We start from the raw sequence: 12,918 nt of genomic DNA, 5'->3' as shown, positions 1-12,918 counted from the left end.
AAATTTATCGGCGAATGGCAGCAATCACACCGCTTCGCCGACAGTCGGTAATGTCTCGCCGACGACCACGATGAGGAGGACACACTCATGGGAAGACTGGACGGCAAGGTCGCCCTGGTTACCGGTGGCGGAGGAGGACTGGGGACGGCCATCAGCGTGCTTTTCGCCAGCGAGGGCGCCAAGGTGGTGGTGCAAGACCTGAACGAGGCGGCCGCCGCGGCCACCGCCGATCAGGTGATTGCCAACGGGGGCGATGCCATGAGCGCGGCCTGCGACGTGTCCGACAGCAAGGCCATCGAGGCTATGTTCGCCGACATCGACGATCGCTTCGGGCCGGTCACCGTGCTGGTGAACAACGCTGGCGTGGATAGCACCCCCGGTGACGGCTCCGGGGAGGGGAACACCGGCGGCGACCGCCAGATCGTGGACATGAGCGACGACGGCTGGCAGCGGATGCTCGACATCCACCTCAACGGCGCCTTCTACTGCACCCGGGCCATGCTGTCCCGAGTCATCGACACCGACCTCAAGGCCTCGGTTGTCTGCATGTCGTCCATCGCCGGGCTGGCCGGTTGGGGGCCGATTCACTACGCCACTGCCAAGGCCGGCCTCCTGGGGTTCGTTCGGGCGATGGCCCGATTCTGCGCCCCTCACGGCATCCGGGCTAACGCAGTGTGCCCTGGCGTCATCGACACTCCGATGGTGGCCGGAGTGGACGCGACCATGATCGAGGGCCTCAAGATGATCACCCCGGCGGGCCGGATTGGCCAGCCGGAGGACATCGCCTATGCCGCCCTCTACCTGGCCTCCGACGAGAGCGACTTCGTCACCGGCGAGACCATCACCCCCAACGGAGGCCTCGTCATCGGCTGACTCTGTAGAGGCCACCGAATTTGTCACTACCCGTGGGTACCCTGTGCTGACCTTGGCACAGGAGGTTCCATGCGGGAGTGGAATGGCCACTCGTACGAGAAGATCTCAATTCTCGGTGACTACTTGCCGGCCTTTGCCCAAGCAACGCAGAGGGCACCCAATAGGGTCTGCATCGATGCATTTGCCGGCGACCCCCAGAACATAATCAAAGGCACAGATCGAGAATTCCCTGGGTCAGCCGAGCTGGCTCTCGGGGTGTCACCACCCTTCACCCACTTGCGGTTTTTTGAGAAGAACGCAGGTCGAGCTCAGCGACTCAGGGAGCTCGCCGCCAAGTGTGGAAATTCAGGCGTGCAAGTTATAGAGGGCGACTGCAACGAGGAGATGGCTGGCGTACTGGAAGGGCTCCCCAAGAGATCTCCGACGTTCGCGTTCCTTGATCCCGATGGGATGGAACTTCGTTGGAGCACGATCAAAGCCATCTCTGATCACAAGCGTGCCTATTCCGAGCAAACCGGCAGGTCCAAGGTGGAGATGTGGATTCTCTTTTGCACATCAGGCATCGTGCGGATGTTGGGGTCGAACCGTGAAGAAGCAGTGAGACGTAGGTTCCCACAAAGGGTCGCGGAGCTATATGGTGCCTGGGGACCTTGGCAGGAAATCTGGGAAGCTCGCCTGAATGACCGAATCACCCCCGGCAATGCCAAGAAGGCGTACCTCTATCTCTATATGGACCGTCTTGCCGACTTGGGCTACAAGCACCTGCTCGTGCGGCCTATCAAGCCGAGAAGGGGCAACGAGCTCTACGCAATGATTTTTGTGACAGACAGCCCTGCAGGCGAGTCGATAATGCGTTGGGCTCAAGAGAGAGGTCGGATTCAACCTCAGGAAGGCACCCTCTTCGATGTTGAAGAGTCTCGCCCTCGATACGAAGACCTCCATACAGGGTGGCGAGACGAACTCCCATTTGAGTTGCCGGAGTGGGAGGATGTCGCATGAGCCGAAGCGAGTTCTGGGGATATCCCCGTGGCTGAATCAGCCATCGAGTGGACTGATGCCACCTGGAATCCCACCACCGGTTGCGACCAGGTCTCGCCAGGGTGCGACAACTGCTACGCATTGACTATGGCTGGCCGCCTCAAGGTGATGGGACAGGCAAAGTACCAAGCGGATGGCGACCCTCGAACCAGTGGTCCTGGCTTTGGGCTGACCTGCCACCCGGAGACGCTTGCCCTGCCCCATACTTGGACAAAACCCCGCATGATTTTCGTCAACTCGATGAGCGACCTTTTTCACGAAGATGTGCCAGTGGGGTTCATCCGGGACGTGCTTGAGGTCATGCGGGATACCCCAGATCACATCTACCAAGTGCTGACCAAGCGTTCTCGCCGGCTTGCGCAGCTCAGCGATGCCTTGGATTGGCCATCCAACGCATGGGTGGGGGTCAGCGTGGAAACTGCTCGCTACCTGTTTCGGGTGAGGCACCTGCAAGAGGTCCCAGCCCATGTCCGTTTCGTAAGTGCGGAACCACTGCTTGGGTCGTTAGGAGCCATAGACCTCACTGGTATCGACTGGCTTATCGCTGGTGGTGAGAGCGGTGCGGGTGCCCGGCGAATGTCGCCAGAATGGGTGACTGACCTTCGCGACCGTTGTGTCGAGGCCGGAGTTTCGTTCTTCTTCAAGCAGTGGGGTGGTCGATCCCCCAAGGCCGGTGGTCGCCACTTGGACGGTCGGACCTGGGATGAGTATCCGCTGACTGCCTTAGCCAGTTGAGAATGGCCTATCGGCGATAGCGCGCTACCCTGATGGGCCGTTCGCTGTTTGTACGAAGTGAGGCTCCATGTCCCTGCACGAGAGGCTTGAGAAGATTCGCTCTTTGCCCGTGCCTCAAAACGAGGAGTCGGCCAAGTTTCAAATCCTGGCACCCGTCCTCCAGGACTTGGGATGGGATCCTTATGGCCCCGAGGTGTTGTTTGAACACCCTGTCGGTGGTAAGGGAAGCGGCCGGGTAGATATCGCCCTCAAAAGGTCAGGTCGAATCTATGCGATGATTGAGGCAAAGGCGCCCAATTCGAATTTGAGCAACCATGTCACTCAAGTGCTTGGATACGCATTTCATGAAGGAGTGGACATCTGCGTGCTGACTACGGGGTTGGAGTGGTGGCTCTATCTTCCAAGAGAGTCTGGAGATCCTGCAAAACGGAGATTTTCCGTGTTGCATCTCATGAACGATCCTATCGACCGTTTGTCAGATGATTTGGAAGTATTTCTGAGCAAGGAAGCTCTGGTCAGTGGGCAAGCGGTCCAGCGAGCAAAGCTTGTACTAAAGGCAAGTCTTGAGACGGCCCGACTCAACAAGGAAATACCCGGTATTTGGGAGCAAATGTTGAGTAAACCTGATGATGAACTCGTGGAACTCGTGAGCAAGCGAGTATACGAAAATACGAATCTAAGGCCGGCGAATGATCAGGTAATTGAAGCATTGCAACGGTCGCCCCAACCTTCAATCCTGAAATCTAATCCTAAAACTACGGTGCCGCTTGCCCCTATTGTGGCTGATACCCGTACTTCATCAAGAAGGTCAGAAAGGAAACAGTCTCCGACATCATTTGAGTTATGGGGACAAAGTCATCAAATTAGGATGTGGAAGGAAATTACATGCAAAGTAGCAGAACTGTTGTATGATCGACATCCTCACGAGTTCCACAAGATGCTAGAGTTAAGAGGTAGAATGCACCCATATGTCGCACAAGATCCACAAGAGCTGAAGGTTGCAAAGCCAAACTCGTACCATCAGATCGGCTCAACTGGATACTATATAGACATACACTTGAGTGCTGATCATTGTGTCAAAAGAGCACAGCTATTCTTAGACTGCTTTGGGTACTCGTCCTCAGAATTAAAGATCAACTTTGACTAAGCTCCAGTGCCAACTTGACTTAGGTTGATCCGATCAGTCCTCGGGGAGGGGAACCTCCAGTGCGCCCATCTCGACATGTCGTTCGACTTCGGCGGGGTCCATGCCCAGCTCTTCGATGCAGATATGGCGGGTGTGCTCGCCCAGCAGGGGGGCGGCATGGACTGGCGGCGTGGGCATCTCGCTGCCGTAGAAGCAGGGGCCTTCCAGCACCAGGTTGCCGGCACCGGGCTGGAATACCTCGACCGGGAAGCCCCGGTCGCTGAGCTGGGGGTTAGTCATGTGGTCTAAGGCGGTGAGCATGGCCGAGCCGGGAACGCCGACCGCTTGACAGGCCTCCTGCACCTCCTGCGGTGAGAGCCCGGCGGTCCACTGGGCCACGCCGGCGTTCACCGCTTCTCGGGCCCCCTTTCGGCCCTCCGCGATTCCGTAGGCCGGGTGATCGGCCCAGGCCGGGCTGCCCATGGCCTGCTTGAGTGCCTCCCAGTCGGCGTCGTCGCGCACACACACCACGCTCCACTGCTGGTCGCCGTCGCACTGGAACACGCCCCAGGGGGCGCCCTGGTCGGAGTCGTTGCCCACCGGCTGGACCGACCCCGGGCTGAGCGACTCGGCCATGAACAGGTCGCCCAGCGTGTTGACCAACGCTTCGGCCTGGCTGATCTCGGCATGGGCTCCCTCTCCCCGGCGCTCTCTGCTCAACAGCCCGACCAGCGCGCCCAAAGCGCACAACCGCCCGGCCAGATGGTCGGGGTGGATGGCATTGGAGCCCGGCGGGGGGTCGCCATCGGTGAAGTTCCACAGGTACTTGATGCCCCCCACCGTCTGGATGGTGGGCCCGTAGCCGATCCAGTCGGCATAGGCCCCGGTCGAGCCCATGAGCTGGCTGCTGGCCATGCACACTCCGGGATTGAGCTCCTTGAGCGTCTCATAGCCCACCCCCATGGCATCCATGGTGCCGGTGGAGTTGTTCTCGATGACGATGTCGGCGGTCTTCACCAGTTCCTTGAGCACGGCCAGGCCCTCGGGGATCTTGGAGTTCACCCCGAAGCTGCGCTTGGTGCGGCTCGACGAGGCGAACGACGGGGTCATCTCGGTGCCGGTGACCAGCCGCATGAAGTCGGGATAGGTGCGGGTTTCGATTTTGATCACGTCGGCGCCGTATTCGGCCAGCATCCGCCCGCCCTCCACACCCACGCCGCCGTGGCCGAAGTCCAGTACCCGCAGCCCGGCCAGCGGCTGGGCCAACTCACCGGCCGCGGGAACAGGACCGCGAGCCTCAGCGGCAGCCGCCTCCTCGGCGACCTCGGCGTTGTGCTCGCCCACCGCGGGCGGCCCGGACCGGAAGCCCTGGCGCTGTCGGTTGATCTCCATGAACCCCGACGCAGTGGCCGCGTCCACACCGGAGGCCACCTCCACCGGGACAAATGTGGATCGGGATACGTAGTGCTCGTTGGCCAGGATGTCGGAAGGCTTGAGCATCGGGGTGACCACCACGCCTCGGCGCTGGGCCTCGGCCGCGGCCTCTTCCATCAGCATGGGGGCGAAGTGCTCGGCGATGACCGGATTCAACACGTCACCGTTCATCAGGCGGGTGAGAGTTTGGCCCCACATCTCGTCGGCGAACGCCTCGGGCTCGCCCAGCCACTCCCACATGGCGAACCACTGGCGGGGGCTGAGGATCACCATGGTGATGAACCCGTCAGCGGTCTCGAACAGCGGGTACACCACGGTGGTGCCCGATCGGACGATGGGCGGGTCTATGCCAGCGTCCAAGGTGGGCTGCATGTTGGCCAGCTGCCAGGTGTTGAGTTGGATGGCCGCCTCTAGCACTGAGAAGTCCAAGTGCTGGCCCCGACCGGTGCGCTGTTTGGCCACCAGGCCGATGAGCACGGCCAGCGCGCCCACCACCCCGGCGGCGTCATAGGCGAACGCTCCGGGAATGAGCAGCGGCGGCTTCTCGGGGATGCCCGAGGCGGCCAAATGGCCGCTCATGGCCTGGATGACCTCGTCGGTGGCCTCGAATTGGGCGTAGGGCCCCTCCTGACCGAAGTCGGTGACCGACAGCACCAACAGATGCTCCAATTCGGCGGAAACCTCTCGGGGGTCCAGCCCGTACGGGGCCAGCGTGCCCGGCTTGGAGGACTCGATCCACACGTCGGCGCCGGCCAAAAGCTCTCGCAACTGGGCCTGGCCCTCGGCCGCGGTCACGTCCACTGTGATGCCCCGCTTGTTGAAGTTGCGGAATGCGAAGTACAGGCTGGATTCGCCGTCGGGGGTGAATGGAGGCATTCCGCGGGATTCGGCCCCTCCGGGCGGCTCCACCCGGATCACGTCGGCGCCGAAATCGGCCAGCAGTCGTCCGGCCAGCTCGCCCTTGACATCGGCCATGTCGATGACCCGCAGGCCGCTCAGCGGCAGTTCATTGGAGGACACGAAGCGCGACACTACTGCCCAGGTTTCTGCCAGTTCGAAGAACGTGGTCAACTGGCGTCATGAGTGCACAGAGCAACCTGGAAGTCCTCCAGTCGGTGTTCGACTCCATGGGCGATGCCGACGCGGTAGTGGTCCACTACACCGACGATTACGTGATGGAGTTGCCCTATGCCCATCCCGATGGCCCCGATCGCACCGAGGGCAAAGAGGCGGTGCGGGAGCGGCTGGTGGGGGCCTTCAAGGTGTTCCGATTCACCCTGCACATCACCGAGGTCTACCCCTGCGTCGACCCCGACCTGGTGATCGCCGAATACACCAGCCAGGGCGAAGTGATTCCCACTGGGCGGCGCTACTCCAACCGCTATATCGGTTTGTGGCGCTTCAGGGACGGAAAAGTCTGCTTCACCCGGGAGTACCTCAACCCGGAAATAGCCCGGGCCGCGATGGCGCCTGCTGACGGCTAGCGGCTAGAACCTGCCGCCCCCGAGACCCCCACCGCCGAAGCCCCGCATGAGGGGACCTTGGGACCGTTCGTTGAAGGTGTCGCTGATGCCGGATTGCTCGAATCCCATGGGCACCTGGCCGGTGGTGGCGTACAGGTAGAGGGCCATCTGGAAGATGGCGGTGAGGGTGCTGATAACTACTGACACCAAAGCAATCCACCCAAACCCGATGACGATCGCGACCAGTGCGCCGACTGATCCGGCCGACGCTCCGATGGCGATGATGATGATGCCCGGGATGGCGGCCACGAATCCGATGATGCCGAATCCCACCTGGGCGATCAGGTTCTCACCCCAAGTGTGACGCAGTAGCTCGCCGGAGCGGCTCAACGACTGGAACGGCCCGGTCTGTTCGACCACCAGTATGGGCACCACTAGGAAAGTGAGCACCCCCCACGCCATGTTGAGAAGGCTGCCGAGGATGCGGGCGACGATGTTGTCCGAGCTCTGGATCAGTCGAATGATCATCCCGACGGTCAGCGCGAGAATCGCCCAGGGAATGATCACGTGCAGCCGAGAGAACGCCCCCTTTATGGCGCTGGAGATGGTGGGGTCACCCCCGCTGAACCTCTCTCTCGCCCCCGATACCACTGCGGCGTTGAAGAACACGGTGATGACCGTGACGGCCAGCAAGATGATGATCCCGCCAATCCACAGCATGGGATCGCTGCCCGCGCTGCTGCCCCCGTCGTCAATCCCATCGGTAGAAAGCCAGATGGGCAGCCCAACAGCTAAGACCACTGCGATCGAGGCCAGCGCCCCCAGAATCGGCAGGACGGCCAGTTCCCGATCGTGTTGCAGCACCGCCCATGAGGCCTTGGCAGTGTCCATTGTTCGGCGAAATCGACCCATAGCCGAAACGCTACCAGCGAAGGACGACGGTTTTGCGGCGACGAATTCGAGGGCTATTGACTGGCTCGTACCAGCGGCACTTCGCAGGACTGGTCAAGGTCGATCTCCACGGTGATGTGGCCGTTGCCGTGGGGGCCGGCCCCCCACGACGGCATAACCGCGGAGTAAAGGCCGGTGCCGCCGGCTACGAAGACGAGCAGGTCGTCGGGGCTGCTCAAGGCGTGGATCACTATGTCGGGGTCGTCGCCCTGGCTGCGCTGATGGCGGTTGATGCCCGAGCCCCGGGCCCGAACCGCAGACAGCTCCGACCAGGAGCGCTTGGCCCGTTGATGGAGTGCCTCGGCGATGGTGGCCCGGTCGTGGCCCACGTCGGCCAGGGCGATGGCATGGTCGGGGTTGAGCACCAGCACCTGGGTTCCCCGGGCGAAATGCGTGTTGTTGGCCCCCAGCCCCGACAGCGAGGCGGCCAGCACATTCAGCAGGTGGTCGGCGTACACCTCGGGGTCGTCGTCGGGAAAGCACAGCACCGAATGCGGCCCTTCGGTGCAGGCCACTGTGACCGTGCTCTGGTCGATGTCGTAGCCCAGTGAGGTGTGCAGAGGTGGGAATGGGCTGGCCTCCTCGTCCTCGCCCAGACAAAAGGTGAATTTGCCGGGGTGACCCAGCAGCGCCATGTCGGAGGTGCCCGGTCGCCCGCCGCCGATGTTGATCATGGCCAGGCGCACCGCCCGGCCGATGCTGGCGTTGGCCCGGTGGCCGGGGCCCAGCGCGCCGAAGCCCGAGGCGATGCCGCACGCTCCTACCGCCGGTCCGTTGATCACCAGCAGAGGCCCCAAGTTGTGGGTGGTGGCCTGTACTTCGGTCATGTCCAACCGGGGGTCGGACACCGCCCGGACAGCGGCCACCACCACTGGGAAGTAATCGGGTATGCAGCCGGCCATCACCGCGGCAATGGCGGCCTTCTCCACGGTGGCCTCGCCCAGATTGGGGCCAAGCTGGCCCAGCGAGACATCGCCGTCGAGGCCCGAGGCCAGCACCATGCGCTCGACCCGGGCCGGGGTGGGTATCACCACCGGCAGGCCGTCGGTGCACCCCGCCTCGTGGAGCTGTTCGAGAGCGTCCTCCTCGGAGAGCGCCGTCAGCCGTTGGCTCATCCGGCGGCGCCCAGCGCCTGAAGCACCTCATCAGCGATGTCGTCGGCCACCATCTTCATGGCCTTCTCCCCGGTGCCGGCCACCGGATGGGGGAGGATCACGCGGGGAATGTCGGGCATCCCCGCCGAGCGGGAAACGAAATCGCCCTGGGGGGAGAACTTGGTGGTCACCAAGGCCACCGCTGGGGTGTCGCGGCGGGCTGCTTTGATGGCGTCACGCACGGTGCCGCTTGTGCAGCTGCCTCAATGGCCGTACGCAGCCACCACTGCGTCGCACGTCTCGGTGATCTCGCCCATGAGCTGGTCGTCGGCCACCATCGAGGCGTTGCCCTTGTTCCAGGCCCGAACCTCAACGTCGGGGCGCACCCTACGCAGGCTCTCGCCCACCGCATCCATGAACGGCACGGAATCGGGAAATCCGTTGGCCAACAGCCCGATGGTGAGAGCTCCGCTTCCCGCGGACAACTCGTAAGGGGTTACTGATTCGCCCGGATCAGCCTGTGGGTCCAAGTATTCGATCGCCATGGCTCTACGGTAGTGCAAGTGCGTCAGTGGAAAGCATGGGCTGTGATCGCGGTGATCGCCGCCGCCGTCGGAGTCTTGGCCGTGGTGGTGGATCGGCAGTTCTTCGTCGAAGAGGATCCCGTGCTCACCACCTCGCCCGCACCGATCCAGGCGCCGCCCGTCTCGACTCCCACGTTCACGGCGCCCCCTTCGCCCGAACCCACGCCCACCGGAGAAATCACTCCCACCGAGGCACCGATCCCCACGCCCACGCCGGTACCCACGCCCACGCCCTATCCCGGATGGGTCGATCCGGCCACCGCCTTCCAGCCGTCCAGCGGTATGCCCGGGTTGCTCACCTTCCGGGGCAATCCCACCCGCACCTTCTACGGCACCGGTCCAGCTCCGCAGGCGCCGGAGGTTCTATGGCGGTTCACCGGAAGCGACGAGCGGGATCTGTGCTCGCTTACCACTTGGGAAGCGGGCACCACCTTGTGGTGCGGCGCGGGGTGGACCGGCCAGCCGGCGGTGATCGAGTGGGATGAGCGCACCTGGGTGATTGCGGGCACCTACACCCCGGGGGTGCACTTCCTGGACGCCGCCACCGGCGAGCAGCTGCTCCCCGAGTTCGTGGTGGGCGATCTCGTCAAGGGTTCGGTCACCGTCGATCCCGACGGCTATCCCCTGGTGTACTTCGGAGCGCGCGACAACGAATACCGGATCATTGCCTTCGACCGGGAGGAGCCGACCCAGCTGTGGTCTATGCACGCCAACGAAGTGTCGCCGGTGCTGTGGAACGACGATTGGGACGGCGCCTCCCTGGTGCTGGACGACTACCTGTTCCAGGGCGGGGAGAACAGCCACTTCTTCATCATCAAGCTGAACCGCGGCTTTGGCCCCGACGGCCTGGTGACCGTCGATCCCGAAGTGGTGTTCTCCAACCCCGGCTGGGACGACGAGCTGCTCAACGTGGTGACCGACGGCAACGTGTCCATTGAGGCGGGGATGACCGTGGTGGGCAACACCCTTTATTTCGCCAACTCCGGGGGCCTGGTGCAGGGCTGGGACATCTCCGGGGTGGCCGATGGGCAGGTGCCCGAGCGGGTGTTCCGCTACTGGGCGGGCGACGACGTGGACGCCACCGTGGTGGCCGACGGCGAGGGCTTCTTGTACGTGGGTGTGGAGTACGAGCGGGGCAATGCCCGCAGCCAGGAGTTGGGCCAGATGCTCAAGCTCGATCCTTTGGCCGAGGATCCCCTGGTTTGGGGGACAGACCTCCGCAACGCGGCGATCGATGGTGTGTGGGCCACGCCGGCGCTGACCGAAGAGATGGTGTACGTGCCCACCAACGCCGGCTTCCTCTACGGGCTGAGCCGAGAGACCGGCGAGGTCGTGTGGTTCAAGCGGCTGAACGGGCCGGTGTGGTCATCACCGGTGGTGATCGACGACGTGCTTATGCAAAGCGACTGCGCGGGCAACATCTACGCCTACGACATCTCGCTCCCCTCGGTTGAACCGCCCGAGCTGTGGCGCATGTCGCTGGGCGGCTGTGTGGAGGCCACCCCCGCGGTGTGGAACGGCGTCATCTATGTGGCCGACCGCGTCGGCGGCTTCTACGCCATCGGCGACCGTTGAGCGCTCGCATATCCTGACGCCGTGGCTGAGCCGTTCCGGATTGCCGTGCCCGACGAGGTGATCGACGACCTGCACCGGCGCCTGGACGCCACTCGGTGGCCGCAGACCCTGGACGGAGTGGGGTGGGAGTACGGATCGGACACTGACTACATCGCCGAGCTGTGCCGCCACTGGCGCCACGACTACGACTGGCGGGATCACGAGGCCGCGCTCAATGAGCTGCCCCAGTTCACCCAGCGCATCGACGGGCTCGACGTTCACTTCATCCACGTCGAGGGCAGGGGTCCTAGCCCGCTGCCGCTGGTCATCACCCACGGCTGGCCCAGCTGCTTTTGGGAGATGCACAAGGTGGTCGGCCCGCTCAGCGATCCCGCAGCCCACGGCGGCGACCCGGCCGACGCCTTTCATGTGGTGGCTCCGTCGCTGCCCGGATACGGGTTCTCTTCCCCGCCGACCCAGCCAGGGGTGTCGTCGGCCAAGGTGGCCGACATGTGGGCCGAGCTCATGGCCGCCCTCGGCTACCAGCGGTTCGGTGCCCAAGGGGGCGACTGGGGATCAGCTGTCAGTGCCGGGCTGGGGGCCATGCACGCCGATCGCATGGTCGGCATCCACCTCAACATGGTGGCCCCGCCCATCGACGAGGACGCCCTCACCGATGAGCAGCGCCAGTGGTGGGAGGGCGTCAAGCAGTACCGCGACCGGGAGTGGGGTTACGTCCACCTCCAGCGCACCAAACCGCAGACCGCGGCGGTGGGCCTCACCGACTCGCCCGCCGGTCTGGCCGCTTGGATCATCGAGAAGTGGTGGCGGTGGAGCGACATCGACGGCCCCGGTGGCCGGGACTTGGCCCGGCGCTACACCCTCGACGAGCTATGCACCCTGCTCACCATCTACTGGGCCACCGCCACCATCGGCCCGTCGATGCGCATGTACTACGAGAGCTTCGGGGTCGGCTCGGCGTTCAACCAGCCGCCGAGGATCACCGTGCCCACCGGGGTGGCGGTGTTCAACGAGAAGAACCGCCCGCCCCGAGAGCTGGCCGAGCCCTACTACAACATCACCCGGTGGACCGAGGTTGACGACGGCGGCCACTTCCCCGCCCTGGAAAACCCCGATGCGCTGGTGGAAGAGGTGCGGGCCTTCTTCCGGCCGCTTCGCTGACAACCCTTGAGCAGAAAGAGACCATAGCCATGACACGACTGGGAATCATCGGACTGGGGGACATGGGCGGCGCCATTGCGGAGGGCGTGCTCACCGGCCAATGGGACGATGAGGTGACCGTGGTGGGCTACGACATATCCGCCGAGGCCATGGACCGGTTCGCCGATCTGGGCGGTATTCCGGCCGCCTCGGTGGGAGAGCTGGCCCGCCAAGTAGACCTGGTGGCGGTGGTGGTGATCGACGACGCCCAGGTGCGCCATGTGTGCGCCGGCGACGACGGGGCCATCGCCGGGGCGGCCGAGTCGGGCGCGCTGGTGGCCGTCCACTCCACCGTTTTTCCCGCCACCGTGATCGAGCTGGCCGCCGAGGCCGCCGAAGCAGGGGTGGCGCTGATCGACGCACCGGTCACCGGCGGCACTTCTTCGGCTCGCGTCCGGGACCTTGTGGTGTTCTGCGGGGGCGATGAAGCCCACACCGAGCAAGGTCGCCCCCACTTCGAGCGCTACGGCGGCATGGTGGTCAACGTCGGTCCCCTGGGTTCCGCACTGAAGGCCAAAGTGGCCCGCAACCTCATCACCTACGTCGAATTTGCCGTGGCCTACGAGGCCATCGCACTGGCCGCGGCCGCCGACGTGGACTTGAAGGCGTTTGCCGACATCGTGACCTATTCCGACCGCAATATCGGTCCCCACCTGGGGATGTTCACCCGGCCGATTGTCTATCCACCTCCGGCGATGGGCGGCAGCTTCGCCCAGATCGCCCACAAAGACCTCGGAGGCGCGCTGGCTTTAGGCGAGGAGCTGGGCGTCGACCTGCCCATCACCGCATTGGTCGACCGCAACATCGACGCTGCCTTCGGCGAGTAGCCGAGACGAGGCTGTCAG

At 63.8% G+C, this 12,918-nt stretch carries 12 protein-coding genes; 8 read left to right on the top strand and 4 right to left on the bottom strand.

The window, feature by feature from the left end:
• Positions 1–87 precede the first annotated feature (87 nt).
• The 4 genes from ACOGXH_RS12490 (at position 88) to ACOGXH_RS12475 (ending at position 3,793) form a co-directional block, all read left to right on the top strand.
• Positions 88–873 (top strand): SDR family NAD(P)-dependent oxidoreductase, encoded by a 786-nt coding sequence (locus ACOGXH_RS12490; protein WP_419929416.1) that lies wholly within the window; start codon positions 88–90, stop codon positions 871–873.
• Between the two features lie 69 nt (positions 874–942).
• Positions 943–1,872, top strand: a complete 930-nt coding sequence (gene tcmP / locus ACOGXH_RS12485) for a three-Cys-motif partner protein TcmP (RefSeq protein WP_419929415.1) — start codon at positions 943–945, stop codon at positions 1,870–1,872.
• 27 nt (positions 1,873–1,899) lie between these two features.
• A complete protein-coding gene (locus tag ACOGXH_RS12480; protein WP_419929414.1) occupies positions 1,900–2,646 on the top strand; it encodes a DUF5131 family protein in 747 nt (248 codons plus the stop codon).
• Positions 2,647–2,713: 67 nt separating this feature from the next.
• On the top strand, positions 2,714–3,793 hold the full coding sequence (locus tag ACOGXH_RS12475) for a hypothetical protein (RefSeq protein WP_419929413.1): 1,080 nt from the start codon (positions 2,714–2,716) through the stop codon (positions 3,791–3,793).
• A 33-nt stretch (positions 3,794–3,826) separates the two neighbouring features.
• On the opposite strand, the gene ACOGXH_RS12470 is transcribed toward ACOGXH_RS12475, so the two are convergent.
• Positions 3,827–6,226: a CaiB/BaiF CoA transferase family protein gene (locus ACOGXH_RS12470; RefSeq protein WP_419929412.1), complete on the bottom strand. Its 2,400-nt coding sequence runs from the start codon at positions 6,224–6,226 to the stop codon at positions 3,827–3,829.
• A 59-nt stretch (positions 6,227–6,285) separates the two neighbouring features.
• Here ACOGXH_RS12470 and ACOGXH_RS12465 point away from each other — a divergent pair, with 59 nt between their 5' ends.
• Complete coding sequence (locus tag ACOGXH_RS12465; RefSeq protein WP_419929411.1) at positions 6,286–6,690, top strand: nuclear transport factor 2 family protein; 405 nt, start codon at positions 6,286–6,288, stop codon at positions 6,688–6,690.
• Positions 6,691–6,693: 3 nt separating this feature from the next.
• On the opposite strand, the gene ACOGXH_RS12460 is transcribed toward ACOGXH_RS12465, so the two are convergent.
• The 3 genes from ACOGXH_RS12460 to ACOGXH_RS12450 all read right to left on the bottom strand — a co-directional run bounded on the left by ACOGXH_RS12460 (position 6,694) and on the right by ACOGXH_RS12450 (position 9,259).
• Entirely contained in the window at positions 6,694–7,560 is an 867-nt protein-coding gene (locus tag ACOGXH_RS12460; RefSeq protein ID WP_419929410.1) for a DUF6159 family protein, read from the bottom strand.
• 74 nt (positions 7,561–7,634) lie between these two features.
• The gene (locus ACOGXH_RS12455) at positions 7,635–8,735 is read right to left on the bottom strand and encodes a hypothetical protein (protein ID WP_419929409.1); all 1,101 of its coding nucleotides are present in this window, start codon (positions 8,733–8,735) and stop codon (positions 7,635–7,637) included.
• Positions 8,732–9,259: a UGSC family (seleno)protein gene (locus ACOGXH_RS12450; protein WP_419929408.1), complete on the bottom strand. Its 528-nt coding sequence runs from the start codon at positions 9,257–9,259 to the stop codon at positions 8,732–8,734. Before ACOGXH_RS12450 ends, ACOGXH_RS12455 begins: the two co-directional genes overlap by 4 nt.
• Before the next feature lie 18 nt (positions 9,260–9,277).
• Here ACOGXH_RS12450 and ACOGXH_RS12445 point away from each other — a divergent pair, with 18 nt between their 5' ends.
• From ACOGXH_RS12445 to ACOGXH_RS12435, 3 genes are read left to right on the top strand one after another with little or no spacing between them, the layout of a single operon-like run.
• A complete protein-coding gene (locus ACOGXH_RS12445) occupies positions 9,278–10,873 on the top strand; it encodes a PQQ-binding-like beta-propeller repeat protein (protein WP_419929407.1) in 1,596 nt (531 codons plus the stop codon).
• A 21-nt stretch (positions 10,874–10,894) separates the two neighbouring features.
• Positions 10,895–12,034: an epoxide hydrolase family protein gene (locus tag ACOGXH_RS12440; RefSeq protein WP_419929406.1), complete on the top strand. Its 1,140-nt coding sequence runs from the start codon at positions 10,895–10,897 to the stop codon at positions 12,032–12,034.
• A gap of 29 nt (positions 12,035–12,063) precedes the next feature.
• Entirely contained in the window at positions 12,064–12,900 is an 837-nt protein-coding gene (locus ACOGXH_RS12435) for an NAD(P)-dependent oxidoreductase (RefSeq protein WP_419929405.1), read from the top strand.
• Positions 12,901–12,918: the final 18 nt, after the last annotated feature.

Origin of the sequence: Candidatus Poriferisocius sp. (genome assembly GCF_965208355.1) — a bacterium.
Taxonomy (GTDB): Bacteria; Actinomycetota; Acidimicrobiia; order Acidimicrobiales; family Bin134; genus Poriferisocius.
Note: the sequence above shows the minus strand (reverse complement) of the source record. Positions and strands in the feature narration are given on the sequence as shown.

Bases quoted from the DNA above. Each gene is read 5' to 3' on its own strand.
- ACOGXH_RS12475 (WP_419929413.1), top strand. From the start codon at position 2,714: ATGTCCCTGCACGAGAGGCTTGAGAAGATTCGCTCTTTGCCCGTGCCT.
- ACOGXH_RS12455 (WP_419929409.1), bottom strand. From the start codon at position 8,735: ATGAGCCAACGGCTGACGGCGCTCTCCGAGGAGGACGCTCTCGAACAG.
- ACOGXH_RS12465 (WP_419929411.1), top strand. From the start codon at position 6,286: ATGAGTGCACAGAGCAACCTGGAAGTCCTCCAGTCGGTGTTCGACTCC.
- ACOGXH_RS12490 (WP_419929416.1), top strand. From the start codon at position 88: ATGGGAAGACTGGACGGCAAGGTCGCCCTGGTTACCGGTGGCGGAGGA.
- ACOGXH_RS12460 (WP_419929410.1), bottom strand. From the start codon at position 7,560: ATGGACACTGCCAAGGCCTCATGGGCGGTGCTGCAACACGATCGGGAA.
- ACOGXH_RS12435 (WP_419929405.1), top strand. From the start codon at position 12,064: ATGACACGACTGGGAATCATCGGACTGGGGGACATGGGCGGCGCCATT.
- tcmP (WP_419929415.1), top strand. From the start codon at position 943: ATGCGGGAGTGGAATGGCCACTCGTACGAGAAGATCTCAATTCTCGGT.